The sequence below is a fragment of the Acinetobacter bereziniae genome, assembly GCF_016576965.1.
GTDB lineage: Bacteria > Pseudomonadota > Gammaproteobacteria > Pseudomonadales > Moraxellaceae > Acinetobacter > Acinetobacter bereziniae.
The window spans coordinates 3,853,981-3,872,033 of the sequence record NZ_CP066119.1 but is presented as its reverse complement, the minus strand read 5'-3'; the positions used below and the strand labels follow the sequence as shown (position 1 = coordinate 3,872,033).

Genomic DNA, 18,053 nt, shown 5'->3' with positions numbered 1-18,053 from the left:
AGCAGAAAAATTAAATTATCTTATTAAAAATTCCATATTTTTTTATTCAAGGCAGACAAAACAACAATATCGGTTATGATTAGGTAAATTCTTAATAGAAGCCAAAAAATATGGAAAATATCTTCAAAGAAATTAATGATTTTTCTTCAGAAAAACTTGAGCATTTTAGCTTAGGGAGATTTTGTTATGTCTTTCTTAGTAAACATCCCATCTTTATTGATAAATTAACTCCCCATATCGAAATTTCACTAAAAAGTAGAAATTTTCAGGCAGAGGTGATGCGTACTTACACTGATGTCTACTTAAATCAGAAATCAGCTATACAGAAAGCATTTGAAGCTAGACGGAGTCAACCAGACGCAGATTTATTTTATATGCTACAACTTGAGCAAATTGAAAAAAGTTTAGAAATAAAGACGATTGAACAATTAATTGATTATCTAGAAAATTATTTAGATGAATACCCAGGAACATTAGAAATCCTGAATAACTTTTACAAGCTTATCCATGGAGAAGATGGATATGATTATATAAAAGTTAATTACATTAGTTACTACATTGGAGATATTCTTTTTTCTAAATATCAATCGAAAAAGGGAAGAATTGATATGTTAGATTTAAAATATTCAAAAGTAGTGAAAACTGAATATGAAAAAATTGGCATCGACATAGGTCAGGAGGATGTTCAATTCTCTAAATACAGCCTTATTAGTATGAATAAGAACATCCAAATATTCAATGATAAAGATAGTCAAACAATATCTGATGATCGTTTAGATAAGTAGGCAGAGTAAAACTTGAAGTGCGACATAAACCACCTAATTAATTTAAAGGGTTTATGGAGTATATAAAATTGTCATACCATCATCTTAACTTTGAAGATCGTACTGCATTAATGCTTGAGTCAAGAAAAGAAGGCTTTTCAGCCAGAAAATTTGCTGAACTCATTAAAAGACATCCTAGTACGATCTATCGTGAGCTTAAAAGAAATAGCATCAATGACGTTTATCAAGCTCAATATGCTTCTGATAACACTTTTGCTAGACGTAGACGTGGTCACAGAAAACTCAAAATCGATTCAATCCTCTGGAAATTTATTGTTGAAGCGATCCGTTGTTTATGGTCTCCTCAGCAAATAGCAAAGCGTTTAAAGACATTTCCTGATTTGGATCAAACAATGAATGTAAGCCATACAACGATTTATTCAACGATACGAGCATTACCCAAGGGTGAGTTGAAAAAAGACTTATTATCCTGTCTACGTCATGAAAATAAAAAGCGAAAAGCTAACGGTGAACCTAAAAAAGATTCTATATTACAGGATATTAAAACTATTCATGAGCGCCCAGCCGAAGTTCAAGAAAGAAAAATACCGGGTCATTGGGAAGCTGATTTAATTAAAGGTAAAGACAATAAAAGTTCGATAGCAACACTTATTGAACGAAATACACGGCTCTGTATCTTGGCAACATTACCTGATGCAAAGGCAGAATCAGTGCGCAAGGCTTTAACTGAAGCTCTGAAATATTTACCTGCAGAACTGCGTAAAACGTTGACCTATGACCGTGGACGTGAGATGTCAGAACATAAAATACTCGAAGAAGATTTAGGCATAGATGTATATTTCTGTGACCCACATTCACCCTGGCAAAAAGGCACATGCGAAAATATGAATGGTTTAATTAGGCAATATTTACCTAAAGGGATTGATTTAAATCAGGCAGATCAGCATTATTTAAATCAAGTTGCCATGTCACTGAATACTCGTCCTAGAAAGGCGTTAGATTGGCTTACACCATTAGAGAAATTTGCTCAGCTTGTTGATTATCATATGGCTTTTGAAACTGTCGCACCTCATGTTTGAATTCGCCGTACTTTTGGATAGCTGTCCCTAGGAAATTACTTAGCTCAATTGAAGAGCTTATTAAAAATGAAATGGTGTCCGATATATCTTTCAGAGTTGATTATGTGTCAGATTTACTTCCTATGATGGAGGAGATGGAGTTTGGTGCACCATTGCGCTTAAAAATATCTTCTTTGCCTAAATTATCGAAATTTTATTCTACGGAGAAATATGAGAATAATTTATGGATTCGCCATGATGCAGAGAAGCTAAGTTTAACTTTTGAGGAGTTTATGGAAGATTTTGAAGTTGTAGGTGACGATATCGTCACACAAGTCATCCATCTTGAATACAATATAAAAGGTGATGATTTTTTTATAACCCATTTAGATCATGAGTTTATTATATATACATTGGATAACTATCAGGATAGATTAAGTGATGCAAATATCAAAGGTCATAGAAAAGTAAAAACATTTAAAATAGATAACTCAATAATTCCATTTAATATAAGGATTAATGGGGAGTTGTTTCTAGTACAAGTTCTAGATTCATATTTTAAAAATTATGACTTAATTCATGAATATTTTAGTGAATAGAGATAAATTTTTACAATATCCGGGGTAGTATGTTATTAGATTTACAATAAAATTTGTATAATCAAAATATTGACTAAAAATTGTTTATTTATAAAACTTAAGTTAGCAAAATATTCATTGATAAAATTGTCGGAGTGTTTATTCGTGGAAAGAATAGAAAGACATGCCTCATTTGGCGGTTGGCAGGAGGTATATAAGCATGAGTCGGAAGTATTGAAGTGTTCAATGAACTTTTCAATTTATTCTCCTCCATCTGAGAGTGATGAAAAGCTACCAGTAATTTATTGGCTTTCTGGTCTTACTTGTAATGAACAAAACTTTATAACTAAAGCAGGGGCGCAAAAGTATGCTTCTGAACATAAGGTAATCATTGTTGCACCTGATACAAGTCCAAGAGGTGAGAGTGTACCAGATGATGAAGCTTATGATTTGGGGCAAGGGGCAGGGTTTTATGTAAATGCAACTCAAGAACCTTGGTCAATAAATTATAAAATGTATGATTACATTGTTGATGAGTTAAGAGCATTAATTGATCAAAATTTCCCTACAAATAAAGTTCAAAGCATTATGGGGCATAGTGCTGGTGGACATGGGGCATTAGTCATAGGATTAAGAAATCCTCAGATCTATAAGAGTATTTCTGCTTTCTCCCCAATTGTTGCACCCTCTCAAGTTCCTTGGGGTCAAAAGGCATTTACTGCTTATCTTGGTACAGATCAGGCTTTATGGTCTGGTTATGATGCTGTCGAGTTAATCAAAGTCAGTCCTGTAAAGATACCTATTTTAGTTGATCAAGGTAGTGAAGATTCTTTCCTCAAAGAACAATTGAAGCCTGAAATTTTAGCAGATGTATGTAGAGATAAAGACTATTCAATTACTTTAAATATGAGAGATGGATATGATCATAGTTATTATTTTATAGCTAGTTTTATTGAAGATCACATTAAGTTTCATTTGAATATTATGAATTAATAATCAATTTTTAAATAATTCAATTTATTAGTAGTAAATAAGGGGTAGGAATGATTGATTTTTCAGCATTGGATGATGATTTATATCAAAAAGAAATTATAGATCCAATTGAAATTTTTAGAGAAATGCCAAAGCCAAAGGGATTTAATGACTTATATAGTAGCCAAGCTGATGTGCTGCGCGAATGGTTCAATAAAAGAGAGAATAAAGATAATGTTCTTAAACTCCATACTGGGGGAGGTAAAACTTTAGTTGGTTTACTTATTGCAAAATCAATTTTAAATGAATTTAAAAAACCTGTTGTATATTTATGTGTTAATAATCAACTGGTTGAGCAAACACTTGAAAAAGCTCGGATGATGAATTTTCCTGTATGTGAGTATACTAAAGGAACACCTCTATCTAAAGATTTTTTAAATTCTAAATCAATAATGGTATGTAATTATAACTGTTTATTTAACGGTAAAAGTAAGTTTGGTGTTAAAGGTGTAACACGTGATTTTGTTAATTTGGGAGGTGTAATACTCGATGATGCGCACAGTGCTTTTTCTATTATAAGAGATGTATATACTTTAAATATTGATAAAATCAAAAATAAAGACCTATATAACAAATTTGTTGATTTATTTTATAATTCTTTTGAAAAGATAGATAAAATAGTGACATTTGATGAGATGGTGACAGGACAAGATACATCAAATGTATTAGAAGTACCATATTGGGATTGGCTCGATAAATATACTCTTTTAGTATCTGATTTAAGTACGAATTTTTCAAATGAATTTGCATGGAGCTTAATTAGGGACAATTTAAAATATTGTCACGTACTTATAAATCATAATTCGATTACCATTACACCTATTTTGCCAATCTTAGAGAGTTTTCCATCTTTTAGTGAATGCCCTAGAAGAGTTTTTATGTCTGCTACAATTGCAGATGATAGTGAACTGATAAGAAGTTTTGATGTAAGTAAGCGATCTATTGAATCAGTTATTAAAAATAGATCTTTAGCTGGTATTGGTGAAAGGATGATTTTCATGCCAGATGAAATTCTACCAGAAACTATAAATCGACTTTTTAGTAAAGCTCAGACTAGAAAAGTTGGATGTTTAGTTTTGACACCATCTGATGTAAAAGCTGAAAAGTGGAGTGACTATGGTTATGTTCTTAATAAAGAAAATATCAATCAATGAATAGAGGCACTAATCAAGAGAGAGGTAGATAAACCAATCATATTATCTAATAGATATGATGGTATTGATCTTGCTGGTGATTCTTGTAGATTACTTATTTTAGATGGATTACCTATTGGAACTTCATCTTATGAAATTTTCAGAAGTAATAGTTTCTTTGGCTCGAAAACATTATCGAAAATGATAGCGCAACGAGTAGAGCAAGGGATTGGACGTGCAGCAAGAGGTGGGGGGGACTTTTGTGTTGTCATTTTGATTGGTGAGGATTTAAAAAATTGGATTTCACAAAGTCAAAACTATGAGATTTTGACAGCACCTAGTAGAACTCAATTAGAAATAGGTAGAAAATTGACAGATATGGTGACTAATGAAAGTTCGTTAGTTGATGGCTTTATGCAAAGTTTAGATAGAGATCCTACTTGGACTACTTTTCATGCTAAGACTTTAGCAACAAAAATGGATGAGTTAGATGTAATAGAATCAGATTTAGATCCAGCAATCATTGAAAGAAAGATTTTTAGCTATTGGGTGAATAACCAACATCAAATTGGATTAGATCAATTAGACAAATTTTTAGATATTTACAAAGATAAAGATAAACAAGCAAGTGCATGGTTATATCAACTTGCTGGAAGAATCACTTATAGTTTTAATCCAATCAATTATCAAGATTATCAAAGATCTGCTTATCAAAGAAATAGCAATCTTCTTAAGCCAATCACAAATATCAGTTATGAGCATCTCACTTTACCACAAAACCAATCGACTGAAGTTGCAAAATTTATTTCATCTTTTAAATTCAAAGATGGGATTAAAGCTGGACTTAAAGAGATTGCTATACATTTGAAAGCAGAAAGTAGTGCAAATATTTTTGAAAAATATTTAAATGATTTAGCAAAATATTTAGGATTATGTAGTAAAAGATTTGATGAGAAAGGAAAGGGGCCAGACCTAGTTTGGAGTTTTAGTAATAATCATGCTTGGGTTATAGAGGCAAAATCTAAAAAATCTGCTTCTTATAATAAAGATAATCATGGTCAGTTGTTAACAGCAGGAGAATGGTTTTTAAATCAGTATGCATCATCTGATTATAAGTTGATTGCTATTGTTTCTCATAATATAGCAACTAATAATTCTGAAGCTAATACTCAAAATACATATAGTTTTTTGTTAAGTGAAATTCATATATTAATTTCAAATTTAATAGGATTTTATAGTGAGGTTGAGAATGCACCTTCAGATACGGATTGGATAAAATTTTGTGAATCTAAGTTAAAGGATTATGGGCTCAGAGAAGATGATCTAGTCAATTATCTTAAAAAATTTGTAATAGATTAATTGTATAAATTTGATATAGGAGTTAGTTTATTAAACTAACTCCTATATCAGTTGCAAGGTATTGTAAAATCTTTTTATCTAATGGCCATTCATTAACAATTAGATGTTTTTTATTTTCCAGCATCCAATATACAAAAAGAATATAACTTTGTTGATATAAGTTTAAAATAGTATAGTTAGTCTTAATTCTATTAATAAGATAAGAGTGCTCATCAAGAGTATTTATTATTTTATCAATGGTATTCTCATCTATTAAGTATTCAAATGTATCGAAGACTATTAGACATGATTTTTGGTTGTAAGATTGTAATTCAACTTTTGATAAAAAAATGGAATCTAACCTTTCAATTATTTTAAACTCTGTGATTGAATTTGAACTTAAATCTTTTGTAGCATCAACAAAAAAACTATCAGTAGTTTCTATCAATGCCATACATTTTGCTACAGTACGAAGTACCGTAGGTTTGACTTTCTGTTTATTCTTATATATCGCATCATGTGTTAATTCAGCATGAGCATGTTGTAGTAAAGTCCTAATTTGCACTTCACACGGTATATTAGGAGGGATTTTAATACCATTGTATTCAATTTCAAACTTTGATCTCAAAATAAAGTGCATGGATTGATAAGAGAATAGAAGAGGTTCCTTATTTTTTTCTTCTTCATAATCTCTTGCAATAACACTATTCCAAGAATCGTGTGAAGCTATTAGCTGGCTTAGACTAATAACTTCATCTGCTAGTAAAACAACAAATCTTAGACCAACCTTATCCTCAATCTCATTATAAGGGTCCACATATATCTTATTACGATAAAATGCTTTATCCAGCAAAGATTTTATATTTTTAATTCTAACTTTAGGCTCGATTTTTAAATGATTTTCAGGATTTAAGCCAATTGATTTCAAAGAATTTAGAATTTGAGATGCGATAAAGTCTCCCCATGCTTTATAGATAGGTTCTTCAGAAAGCCATTTTTCTTCAAGCTCTTTTTCGTTCATTTCTTAATAATTAATTTTGATTTAACAATGATTTGAGTCCATTCTGGTATGTTGCCGTTTTCATCTTTCTCACCTTCAATAGTTCTAATTGAAATATCACTTTTAAACGTATCAGGATCAGCTTCAATTTTAACATTATTGCTGAATGTAACTTTGTGTAGTTTTAATTGATTTTTGATATGCTCAACATCTTTTGTAAATGATGTAATAGGTATTTTTCTATCTTTTAAATGATTTCTATAATCGTCAATTATACTTTCTTCAAAAAAATTTTCTGCAAATTCAATAGGATTAACTACACTGGATTGACCCAATTTTAAATAGGTAGTTAATGCGTTAGATAATTCATACTTTTCTTCGGAGCTTTTTTCGTTTAAGTTCAAAATAAAATCTTTAGTGGCATCATAAAAAAACTTAGTAGTTCTTGCACTTGTTTCAGGATAGCCACATCCTGCAAAAGTACTATAAAAATATTCAGCTGCGGCTTTTCCATTAACTTGACTAATTTGATTATCAGAAATTAAAACTGACCATTTATCATTAAGATTATCTGAAGATTTATCGTAATCTAATTTTTCACAAAAGCCAATTGTTTTGTATAGCTTAGATGATGGAGTCAATAATAAATCTTCTATATGCTTTAACGAAATTTGTCCATTTTCAGTAGTTATTTTTTCATAGCCACTATGAATATCGGCTTTCATAACACCAATAATTTTTTTGTTCATTGCCCCATATGTGCCAGTGAACACAACAACAATACCCCCTCCAATCGAACGACCCTTTTCAAATTGAGCTTTAGCTAATCTATGAGCAATTGCATAGGATGAATTAATAAAGTCATCATTGGAATCATCAACGGCTTTATTGATTATAGATGGTAAACCTAAGCTATCAACATCAATAATTTGCATCGAAACTGCTTTAGAGTCTGAACCCAACGCTCCAATAACACGACTATCAAAATCCATTTGTGCTTTAGTATCAAAGTTTGTATATTCAGTACTTTTTTCAGGGGATGTCATGGTGTCTGAGGTTTTCTGGAAAATTTGGTGAATAATAATTCGATGAACGGTTAGGTTTGTTAAAGACATTATTTTATAACATCCTAATATCAAATAGAAATTAAATGATATTCTGCATGATAATAATGCACCAAGCAATAAAAAAAATATATAATAAAATGATATGGTGCGACACAAAATGTCGTGTTTTCAAAATTTAATAAAAATATGAGTAATATGAGTAGTTCTGAATTTGATAACCAAGATGAAAATCTTAGAAATATTGAGAGGAAAATAAAATGGTCTATCAGTATAGCTATTATTTTGATAGTTGGGGTGTTAGGAATTTATTTTTTTAATTTTCACGGAGAGATTGATTCAAATCAAGGTACATGGGGAACTTTTGGTGATTTTGTAGGTGGGACTTTAAACCCTGTTCTTGCAGCTTTAGCTTTTTATTGGTTAACCTCATCAATCAGATTGCAGCTTCAAGAATTACGAGATACCAGAGATGTACTAAAGGATACTTCCGATCATCAAAAAACTATTGCTCTTTTAGAAGAACAGAATGTACGGACTCAGGAAAAAATATTAATATTACAAAATGATAGCTTAGAAAAACAGATTCAATCAGCTATAGAACAACAACAACAGATTGCTATTCAAAATTTTGAGAATATCTTCTTTGAACTATTAAAGACGAAGAATGATGTTATCCAAGATATTACATGTGAATATAAACGTATTACATTAGAAAATAAATCAGGCTCAGAAATAATTAAGCTTCGTGGAAAAGAGGCTATAAGCCATCACATTAAATATTTTAAAACCAATTTTGAAGGTACTTGGAAAGAGTATTATGAAAATTTTTTAGTTGGCTCATTTAGTACTTATTTTAGAGTTTGCTATCAAATTGTTAGGTTGATTGATAATAATGATGCTTTAAAAAATTTTGATGATTTTGATGGTAAAGGATACTCACATAAACAAAAACAATATTTTGATATATTTAAGGCCACTTTACAACAATCTGAGTTGGAGTCATTATTTTTTAATGGGTTAAATGGATATAATAAATATAAGAAAATAATTGAAAAATATGGTTTGTTTGAGCCTTTGTTAATTGATGTGGGAAAAGATGGCTTGATTAGATTCTTAACACAATATGCATATATGTATGATGAGTGTGCATTCTGTGATAATGATTATTTTTATGTTTATTTTGAAGATCTAAATGGGATTAATCGTGAATTCGATTTTAATATTATAGATGATTTGGTTTGTATTTTGATTGATCATAATATTATTTATAGTTTTTATCCAGATAATCAAACTAAACTTTTAAGTTTTAAAGGTGGAGATTTTGATGGTTTTATTAATTTGATTGAGTCGAAAGTAGTTCCTCGTAAAAAAGATTTTATAAATATGAGGTTGCGAGAAGTAGCTAACTCTAATGATGAAGTCTTTAAGAGTAGAACTATTGAGCAAATAGAATCTGTTGAAGAAGAAATAAAAAATATAAATAATATGGAGTATTTAAAAGCTATTTATGCTTTAACTAAGTATCATATTAATTATGAGGATTACTTTAAGTATTTTGATGATAAATTAAGGTAAATGCATGATAAGTGAGCATAAAGCATTTTTCTTATTTTTTAAATAAGATAAATGTTTTGTGTTCTTTTCCTTAAGTTGTTCAATTATAAATTGTAAATTTGGATAGGATTGTTTTAATTCTTCATATAACTCAATTTCACTGCTAAGGCTTGAGATTTCTAATTCCAGCTGTTCCTTTTCGGATATAAGCGCATCAATTGTATCTTTTGATTCACTGCATAGCCGATCTCTAAGCCTCCTCATTTCTCCTGTTTCAGAATAGGTTTTATAGGAAGTTTTGGTGTCATCAATTGCTAAATATCCCTCTTTTACAAATCGTTGTACCAAACGGTAGATATTCTGATAATTAATATTATTGTTTTCAACTCCTAACAACAGCACTTTAGAAAATATATCACTGACTTGAAAATAAGAAATTTGATAGCTGCATAGTACCCTCATGAACTGAGGGAAAAGTGGTAAGGATTCTAAGTTCATAATGATCTTTAATAAATAATGAGGATTATAGTCCGTGGATTAAAAACCTTCAATTCCTGATAGTTCTTGTATTTGGGCATTAGCCATGAATCAAGAACTTGCAGAATCCATAGGTTCTCAAATCAGAAAGGTGCGTAAGCAAGAGAGAGTCAGCCAAGAACAATTGGCACTTCTGACAGGTATCGATCGTAGCTATTTGGGTAGAATTGAAAGAGGAGAGGTGAGTGTAACCGTTGAAAAATTGGCTCAAATTGCACATGTGCTGAACGTAGATATCAAGAATTTAATACCTTAAAACATGCTTCAATTGAGTATTGGTTTTAATTCTAATAGTATCTTTTTCTCATTTTTAAATATTCTTTGATTGACCATAAGATGCTACCAACGAGAACAATTTCGAAAAAAGCGATTCGACGCATTTTTTCATAGTGCTTTACAAAAATAGGTGTCAAATCAATGATAGACTTTGATGCCTTATTTACAGTGTCTAAAAGTAAGTGTTGCATCCATATGTCTAGTAAGGTAAATAGAATCACACCAAGGCAAGGTAAAATTAAAATTGATTTACGTCTATGTACAATTTCTACAAATGTATAAAACTCATTAATCAACCAGTCTTTCATGAAGAGTTTCTCTAATTTTTATTGATCTTAAAGCTAATGATTTTATTATTATTTTCCTCATTTAGGAATTGATTTTCTTGCTTTAATCTATGATTTTCGAAGATTAAAGAGTTGATTTGGCTAAGTTGAACATCGTATTTTTCCTGAAGTTGTTTTAACTGTTGCTTGAGCTTTAAAGTTTCATTTTGCATTACAATTCTTGAGTTCTTCTTACTATATTCCTTGCCAAGTCTTTTTGCTTCAGCTTCTCTAATATTATCTAATAACTCTGCAAGTTCAGGACGAGAGCGCTTTACAGCACCTCTTTTCAAACCAGCTTCTAATGCAACTGTATCATTATTGATTTTTGAGCCTTTAAGCACTCTAATAGGCGTATTCATAATTAGACGATTCAGCGCTTCATTAAGATTCACCAAAGCTTTAGACATTTTTTACCTCAATGTATTTCTTACGAAGTTTTTCTAGAAGTTGTTCGACTGCTTTGACTTCTTGTATGTACTGCTCATATAACAAAGACTCGTTTGTGTTTAATTTTTCATCAGCAATTTTAGCGTAGGCGGTTTTTGCTAATTCCAGAGCATCAATGGAGTCTTCGTTGAAAATTGAATAAGAGCAAGGGATACATGCGGTGATATAAGAAAATCCTAACTTATTACAACCTGAAGTACGAGAGCATCCACCCAGAACTGTTTTCCGATAAGCAATTTTTCCTTCAAAAATATACTTTTCGGTCTGTTTTTTATCGGTTAAAAAGACAGGAGCTTTATTTTGATCTTTAAGTACTTGTAGTCTAGTACCTTCACCTCCAAATAAAGGTGTATCTTTTTGTACTACATCTTTTGTGAAATCAGATAATTGTTCATATAAGGTTTGATTTCTATATTCTTTAATTAGGCTAGATTCATACTCCCTATCCGAAAGGTTTTGATCTTGTATGATATTTTGAGCATTCATATAGTTTTTGCCGTAGTACAATGTCATATCATAAGTGATATGTTTCAATTGGCGTTTTAGTGTTGGAATATTCACTAAACCACTTCGAGCACTGTATACCGTCAAAGATCTACGAAACTGGTGGCTAGTAAACTTCCATGGCTTTCCAATTTCAAGCTTATAGTCATCTAACCAATTAATTAATGGATTAAAAATATTTAACTCATGTAAATCATCTTCTGTGAAAATGATGGGATCTATCGCTCTATAAATTGAATAATGATCTTCCATAAATCCGCCTAAAGGCATCTCAAAAATGGGATGGAATGATTTTTCATGCTTAATGGCGAATGATGGAAACAGAGGATACGATTCAAGTTCTAAATGTGAAATGACTCCTCGTTTAGCAGACCATGATTGATGTATTTTTGTCAGTTTCTGCAATGCATCAATAACATGGTGAATTACACTAGACGAAACCCAATACGTTGCGACGGCTCCAACTTGAGTAAACTTACTAGTAGTTCCTTTTAGAACCCATGCCGATGGTAGATTTCTTCTTTTTATCTCCTGATATGATACATAATTTAAATTTAATGCTTCTGATCGGCGCATTCCGCTAAAGCATAGTAGTAGAAAGGCACCTAAATTTTGAATAGACTGGATGAAGAATAAGACACGTTGACTAAACCTCATGTCATATTTTGCGCTTAATTCGGTTAGTCCGTGCTTTTCTAGCATTGCTTTAAATATTTTGGATTTCTGACGATGATTATTCCCTTCTTTATGTGTATGAAAGTCATTTTCACGAACCAAATTATGAATTCCATTCATAAATGGTTGTATTTCATCAAAGAATTTTAAGCCACTGTCAATAAACTGCCCATAAATCCTAGATGGAATTAAAAGAGTCTGCTTGTGTTCTTTCATTTCAGAATGTTGAGCTGCTTTTATTTCTTGAATATATTTTTCACTAAATCCAAAATTATCAATTTGATAAAGCATACCTGCTTTATTAATTGAATTTAATATGTTTATATATTTCTTTTTACTTTCCCAGCTTAATTCCGATAGATGATTTTTTAAAGATTTTAGAAAAATTCCATTATTTTTAATATTTGTAAAATCACAATTGAAGTCTAAACATAAATATGCAATTTTTCTAATGATAAAGAAATTACCTTGGATAGTTTTTAATGTAATATTGTTGTCTCGTCTTTTTCTTGAGAACATTAGATAAAATAAAACAATTTTTGTTTGATGTGACAACGTATATTTTTGGGCGGATGTGTGGTCTAGATAAAAATTAATTTCAGATTGGTCAGTGTAATTATGTGCGTAGCAACCCAATTCCCAAATTTCACTTTCGAAGTAGCTAAGTGGTTTTCCTAATTGATCTAAGCTAATGACGGTATCATTTTTAGGGTGGTGATTAAATTCTTGTTTCGATGCACCAAACGTATCTGCAATAGCAGGGATATTATTCATAAAAATTCACACCTAAATCTGTAAGTGTATTGAGCATAATTTCAAAAAAAGGGCTTAATTTTCCAGTGGTTATTAATTCAGAGCTAAGCATAATAGTTTGTTCATTCTTGGGGTCGTTATTAAGAATAGAATCCAAAACATCATTTATTTTTTGAATAACAAGAAAAATATTTTCTGAGTTTTGGTTAGAATTCGCCATTTCAAAAACTTTTTTAGCCGATAAAAGCTTATGAATATCTTCTTTGTCTGTATGAATGACATAGTTTTCGCAAAATAAACATGAAATTGGGTTTGAGCAATTGGGTGTATCTAGGTCAATATTTTGATAAATACTACGAAGTTTAGGTGCTTTAGTGAAACAATGGCCCATGTCAGTACTTAACGTGTTAGCCAAGTTTAGCCTTATCGTTGAAGCAGTATTTGATATGATCAGTGCTGAAGTAGAGATACTTTGAAAGGTATTAGTCATTTCAGTTAAGACTTGAGATTCAGTAGCTTCTGTGTATGAGCTGGCAATGATTTGAGGAGTATTCCCTAATTTTTTAGCTACTATATTTAAGTTTTTACTTTCATTATGATAAATATTTGCAATAGTGGATCTTAGCTTTGATAATGGAATCCACTCTATTTCATAAAATTTTTTTATAAACCAAGTTCTAAATATATTATGTTGGTTTTCAGAGTAAGGTATAATAAAGTTATCTTTATAAATAGCCTTAGTGTTATTTAAACCTATGAAAAGTAAATTTTCACTTTCACCTATATCATCATCAAACTTATAATTTTTTATTATCCACTCTCTAAGGTTTAAATAATCCAATAGTAATTTTCTAAATTTCAAAGGTAAAGTTAATTCAATATTTTTATAGCCAGCTCTCGGCTTTGTGGTAATAACTCTCATCCCTTTTGTTGAAGAGTGTAAGTCTTTTACGTCAGAGACTTTTAAACTGTATATTTGTGATGTGTTTAGTGCTGATGCTGATACAAAACAGTTTATAAATGCCGTGATTGCTAAATTTAAAATTTTTGCATTATTTTTATTAATCTTATTTATGTTGTTCCGTTCTATTTTCTTGTTATTAAATACTTCATAAAATGAAATATCAATATTTTTATTTTTTATGTGAATTGGTAGGTTTTTCTTGTTAATCAAGAAGTCAGAAAAATTTAAAAATATTGTTTCATTTATCTGGAAGAATTTTTTAAATTTATGCTCATCAACTGGAATATTATGTTCTTTATGTTTGGATGCGATTTCTATATAAGAGTTCTTTACCTCTTTAATATCAATCTCCAGTGATCTTGATAAAATTTCTGCAAAAACATGTTGCTTCCTATTGTATTGACCAAGATCTGTAATCGAATTTTTAAGTTTAGTTGCTCGATCAATAATTAGGTATTGTGTATATTCTTTATATATATCTAATGCTTGTGATCTTTCCTGTAATTCAAATATGCCATAACGAGAGTATAGATCTTTAACTACATTTCTAATAACTTTAAAAAAGTGTTTAATTGAGGCATGAGAATACTTTTGGGCCATATCCAACATATACTCATGTAATGGTGAGATTAATCCTGTGAACAATGAGTTTTTATCAACTAATGCGTAGTGTGTTCGTCTACTCACTGCTGTATGGTTTTGAAAAAAAATTGTACCAAAATCTAGATATGATATTTTTCCTACTACTTTTAATTTTAAAACGACATTAGGTAAAAATGAGGTTGATAGGGCTTCATAATCTTCAGGGAAAAGATATTTAATTTCTCGTTCTTCAAACATGATCTTCAATTAATTCCTTGATAATCAAATAGTATTTCTTCAAATTTTTTGTCTACTTCAGCATTAGATTTTGAATAAGCAATGTACCTAACATAGTGAATTGTACTCATGATATTTCGATGCCCCATTCTGCTTTGAATGTAGGGTAAAATTTTATCAATATCATTAACATGTTTTGAGGCCGATAGAAGCAAGTTGACTCCAAAAGTTGCACGTAAATCATGTAGAGTGAATGTCTTGATATCCTCTTTATTTTTGTGCATAAGATTAATCAATTTAGTCAGTGCTTGTCTGGCTGCATTACCTCTATGTATTGAAAACTTTATTTTTTTTGAAAATAATTGAAGATTACGATCCTCAATTTCTTTGATGGATGTGTAGTATGGGTTTCCATGCTTAGTAAGAAAGACGTAATTTTCATCTTCAACTTTATAAAGGCTCTGAGATGCTCTTTGCTTCCAAGATTCAGAACTTAAATATTGATCTATATCTTGGATTAACCATGCTGGTACTTTCAAATTGTGTTCATAGCCACCCTTAGTATCAATAATTGATTTTCCACCTATTCGAATGCTGTAGGTATCATCAACACTATTCGGCATTTGTTTGGTAAGTAACTCTTTTATATGAAATGCTCTTAACGTACAGATAGATTGTAATCTTGCCCCAGTGTATAGAGCCATATAGCAAATAAGTTGAAAATCCCTAGAACCGTATTGTTCTAAATACTTAAGAAAAATTTGTTGTTCAATCATAGAAAGAGGGTGAAGCCGCCCTCCATCGATAATTTCATCACCATATGAGGGACGGGGGCTATGTCTAATTTTTAAATTTGAAGTATCAACCTGTTTTTTATAGACATCACCTGTCGCTGAAATACAAGATACATATGTCCTAATTTTCTCATATGGCCTATTTTTTAGCTCTTCTGACGTAAAAACATTTTCTGAAATTAAGAAATCATAGAAGCGTAGAATCCTATTCATCCTTTGACGAGCAGTACTTGGAGAAATTAAACCCAGTCGAATTCTTTGCAGAAGTGACGTATGGAATTGATAAGTGACTCTTTTTTCAGGTTTAGGAGGTAAATATAAAATGTCTAATTCTGTATTCTCTAGAAATCTAAGAAAATCTATCAGATCGGATGCAACAGATTCTAATAATGCTGTGCTCTTCCTTTGATCTATTAGTAAATGATTAAAATATGCAGAAGCAAGATGCCAAACAGTATTGTCGCTTTTGATTAAAGAAGGAAATCTCGGGCAATAGATGCTTCCCATCTGATCAAAGCTGTCACTGGCAGAATTAAAATAGGTCGGACGATATTCAGTAATAAAGTTGATGTGCGCTTTTGATTTTGAAAAATAAGATTCTGATTTGTTACCCATCTTTCCTTACTCTATGTTTAGTACCTGTTTACAACATGCTCGAAATTCCATATAGTTTTCATAGCACATTGCAGAAGCATACTACATAAAGTACATTGAGTATGGGAGGACATGGCGCTTTAACATTGGCATGGAAATATCCACATTATTTTAAATCTGTGTCTGCCTTTGCGCCAATTTGCGCACCAAGTGAATGTCCTTGGGGTGAAAAAGCTTTTTCCCATTATTTAGGGGATGACCAATCAGTATGGCGCCAACATGATGCCACACAGTTGTTGCTTAATAAGGGTTCACTGTTTGATGAGGTTTTGATAGACCAAGGCTTAAAAGATCAATTTTATAGTCAATTGAATCCTGAGAAATTTCAGCAAGCGTGTAATGCTGTTGGGCAAAAGATCAGCCTGAGATTTCACGAAGGCTATGATCATGGATATTATTTTATCCAAAGTTTTATGGATGATCATTTGCAATTCCATGCTTTACAATTGCAAAAATAGAATACGATTTATCTCAAAATATTAAAAAAAGCAAATTGATGCTGAGTAAAAGTAAATAGTTGTTTGCTTTTACTCTATTTCTTTCAGTTTAGAAAAAATATACACTGGCACTGATATTTTTTATTATGAAAAACTTGAGTTCACCATCATAATTTGAATAAAGAGAATAATATGCAAGATCAAATTCCACCTCCATTTCCTGATCATTTGAATGTGGATCAACAGGTCACACCACCCATTATTCCGCAATATACAGACCAACAATACCCTAAAGTTCACCGCTTTAAGTTTCATGGTGATGCAATGGAGTATTTTGGAATATGGATTGTCAATATTCTATTGACCATTGTGACTTTAAGTTTGTATGCACCTTGGGCAAAGGTTCGTCGTTTACGTTATTTTTATGGAAACACGGAGTTTTTTCAGCGACGCTTTGACTTTACGGGTATACCAACCAAAATTTTAATAGGGCGTTTGATCGCATTGGGGATCTACGCAGCATTTTCCATTTCATCCCACTATTCAATGATAGCAACTGTGGTTGGGTTGGTTGTGTTATATGCTGCAGTCCCATGGTTGATTCGTGCAACTATGCGTTTTACTGCGCGAAACAGTAAATTCGGAAACAGCCGATTTTATTTTGCTGGAACCACTAAAGAGTCTTATAAAGTCTTTTTCTTGAGCATATTGGTGTATATTTTTACTTTGGGTATCTTTTCGCCTGTAGCGATATGGCTATATAAAAAATATTATCTCAATCATTTATATGCAGGGCAGTTAAACTTTAAATTAAATGCAGATTGGTCTGCTTATATGGCGGCTGTCTATGTGCCTATTTTTATGTCGATTGGTGTAATTATTGCATTTTCTGTGGTTTATTTCGGCATCATTGGCACTGTTGCAGGTTTCTCACCAAGCTTTTTTATTACTGGGATATTTATCATGTATGCAGTGGTTGGATTATTTATTTATCCATTGATTGCTGCACGTCTTTTTATTACCACATGGAACAATACCACAGTGGGCAATAGCCAGTTTAAAACAGATTGCAATCAGTGGCGTTACGCATGGATTATTGCCTCAAACTGGATTGTCAAAATTTTAAGCATAGGATTGATGTCTGCTTGGGCTGCGATTCGTATTCACAAATATCAGGTTGAGTCGATGAGCTTAATTTTGCATGATGATCCAGATCAAATGATGAATTTGGCACAGCAAGAACAAAGCGCTTTAGCCGAAGAAATCAGTGACATTTTTGACATTGATATTTCTTTATAATGATATGAGTTGAATAATCT

The 18,053-nt window shown here is 31.3% G+C and carries 17 protein-coding genes and 1 pseudogene; 10 read left to right on the top strand and 8 right to left on the bottom strand.

Annotated elements, in window-relative coordinates; genetic code table 11:
- Positions 1–110 precede the first annotated feature (110 nt).
- The 6 genes from I9192_RS18005 to I9192_RS17980 all read left to right on the top strand — a co-directional run bounded on the left by I9192_RS18005 (position 111) and on the right by I9192_RS17980 (position 5,945).
- Complete coding sequence (locus tag I9192_RS18005) at positions 111–785, top strand: hypothetical protein (RefSeq protein ID WP_200149977.1); 675 nt, start codon at positions 111–113, stop codon at positions 783–785.
- 53 nt (positions 786–838) lie between these two features.
- The gene (locus I9192_RS18000) at positions 839–1,864 is read left to right on the top strand and encodes an IS30-like element ISAba125 family transposase (protein WP_001988464.1); all 1,026 of its coding nucleotides are present in this window, start codon (positions 839–841) and stop codon (positions 1,862–1,864) included.
- Positions 1,865–1,968: 104 nt separating this feature from the next.
- Positions 1,969–2,442, top strand: a complete 474-nt coding sequence (locus tag I9192_RS17995; RefSeq protein WP_200149976.1) for a hypothetical protein — start codon at positions 1,969–1,971, stop codon at positions 2,440–2,442.
- Positions 2,443–2,586: 144 nt separating this feature from the next.
- A complete protein-coding gene (gene fghA, locus I9192_RS17990; protein ID WP_200149975.1) occupies positions 2,587–3,414 on the top strand; it encodes an S-formylglutathione hydrolase in 828 nt (275 codons plus the stop codon).
- Between the two features lie 50 nt (positions 3,415–3,464).
- Entirely contained in the window at positions 3,465–4,607 is a 1,143-nt protein-coding gene (locus I9192_RS17985; protein WP_200149974.1) for a DEAD/DEAH box helicase family protein, read from the top strand.
- 180 nt (positions 4,608–4,787) lie between these two features.
- Positions 4,788–5,945, top strand: coding sequence for a hypothetical protein (locus I9192_RS17980; RefSeq protein WP_200149973.1), 1,158 nt, complete (start codon positions 4,788–4,790; stop codon positions 5,943–5,945).
- A 22-nt stretch (positions 5,946–5,967) separates the two neighbouring features.
- Here the strand turns inward: I9192_RS17980 and I9192_RS17975 are convergent, their stop codons facing one another.
- Both I9192_RS17975 and I9192_RS17970 read right to left on the bottom strand, forming a co-directional pair.
- Positions 5,968–6,945 carry a GTP pyrophosphokinase gene (locus tag I9192_RS17975; protein ID WP_200149972.1) on the bottom strand — a complete coding sequence of 326 codons (978 nt, stop codon included), beginning with the start codon at positions 6,943–6,945 and terminating at the stop codon, positions 5,968–5,970.
- A complete protein-coding gene (locus tag I9192_RS17970; RefSeq protein WP_200149971.1) occupies positions 6,942–8,039 on the bottom strand; it encodes a nucleoid-associated protein in 1,098 nt (365 codons plus the stop codon). Before I9192_RS17970 ends, I9192_RS17975 begins: the two co-directional genes overlap by 4 nt.
- Positions 8,040–8,186: 147 nt before the next feature.
- Between I9192_RS17970 and I9192_RS17965 the strand changes: the two genes are divergently transcribed.
- On the top strand, positions 8,187–9,566 hold the full coding sequence (locus I9192_RS17965; RefSeq protein ID WP_200149970.1) for a putative phage abortive infection protein: 1,380 nt from the start codon (positions 8,187–8,189) through the stop codon (positions 9,564–9,566).
- Here the strand turns inward: I9192_RS17965 and I9192_RS17960 are convergent.
- Positions 9,558–10,043, bottom strand: coding sequence for a hypothetical protein (locus I9192_RS17960; RefSeq protein ID WP_200149969.1), 486 nt, complete (start codon positions 10,041–10,043; stop codon positions 9,558–9,560). The genes I9192_RS17965 and I9192_RS17960 overlap by 9 nt on opposite strands.
- An 85-nt stretch (positions 10,044–10,128) precedes the next feature.
- On the opposite strand from I9192_RS17960, the gene I9192_RS17955 reads away from it, so the two are divergent.
- Entirely contained in the window at positions 10,129–10,338 is a 210-nt protein-coding gene (locus I9192_RS17955) for a helix-turn-helix domain-containing protein (protein WP_200149968.1), read from the top strand.
- A 31-nt stretch (positions 10,339–10,369) separates the two neighbouring features.
- Here I9192_RS17955 and I9192_RS17950 read toward each other — a convergent pair whose 3' ends face one another.
- The 5 genes from I9192_RS17950 to I9192_RS17930 are packed head-to-tail and all read right to left on the bottom strand — an operon-like array spanning position 10,370 to position 16,258.
- On the bottom strand, positions 10,370–10,666 hold the full coding sequence (locus I9192_RS17950) for a hypothetical protein (RefSeq protein WP_200149967.1): 297 nt from the start codon (positions 10,664–10,666) through the stop codon (positions 10,370–10,372).
- Between the two features lie 11 nt (positions 10,667–10,677).
- Positions 10,678–11,094, bottom strand: a complete 417-nt coding sequence (locus I9192_RS17945) for a hypothetical protein (RefSeq protein ID WP_200149966.1) — start codon at positions 11,092–11,094, stop codon at positions 10,678–10,680.
- Positions 11,087–13,087: a site-specific integrase gene (locus tag I9192_RS17940; protein ID WP_200149965.1), complete on the bottom strand. Its 2,001-nt coding sequence runs from the start codon at positions 13,085–13,087 to the stop codon at positions 11,087–11,089. The genes I9192_RS17945 and I9192_RS17940 overlap by 8 nt, the downstream gene beginning before the upstream one ends.
- Positions 13,080–14,870 carry a hypothetical protein gene (locus I9192_RS17935; protein WP_200149964.1) on the bottom strand — a complete coding sequence of 597 codons (1,791 nt, stop codon included), beginning with the start codon at positions 14,868–14,870 and terminating at the stop codon, positions 13,080–13,082. The genes I9192_RS17940 and I9192_RS17935 overlap by 8 nt, the downstream gene beginning before the upstream one ends.
- 5 nt (positions 14,871–14,875) lie before the next feature.
- Entirely contained in the window at positions 14,876–16,258 is a 1,383-nt protein-coding gene (locus I9192_RS17930) for a tyrosine-type recombinase/integrase (protein WP_200149963.1), read from the bottom strand.
- Between the two features lie 98 nt (positions 16,259–16,356).
- Here I9192_RS17930 and I9192_RS17925 point away from each other — a divergent pair.
- Positions 16,357–16,755, top strand: a pseudogene (locus I9192_RS17925) (alpha/beta hydrolase-fold protein); the annotation flags it as partial.
- A 171-nt stretch (positions 16,756–16,926) separates the two neighbouring features.
- A complete protein-coding gene (locus I9192_RS17920) occupies positions 16,927–18,033 on the top strand; it encodes a YjgN family protein (protein ID WP_005033649.1) in 1,107 nt (368 codons plus the stop codon).
- The last annotated feature ends 20 nt before the right edge of the window (positions 18,034–18,053 follow it).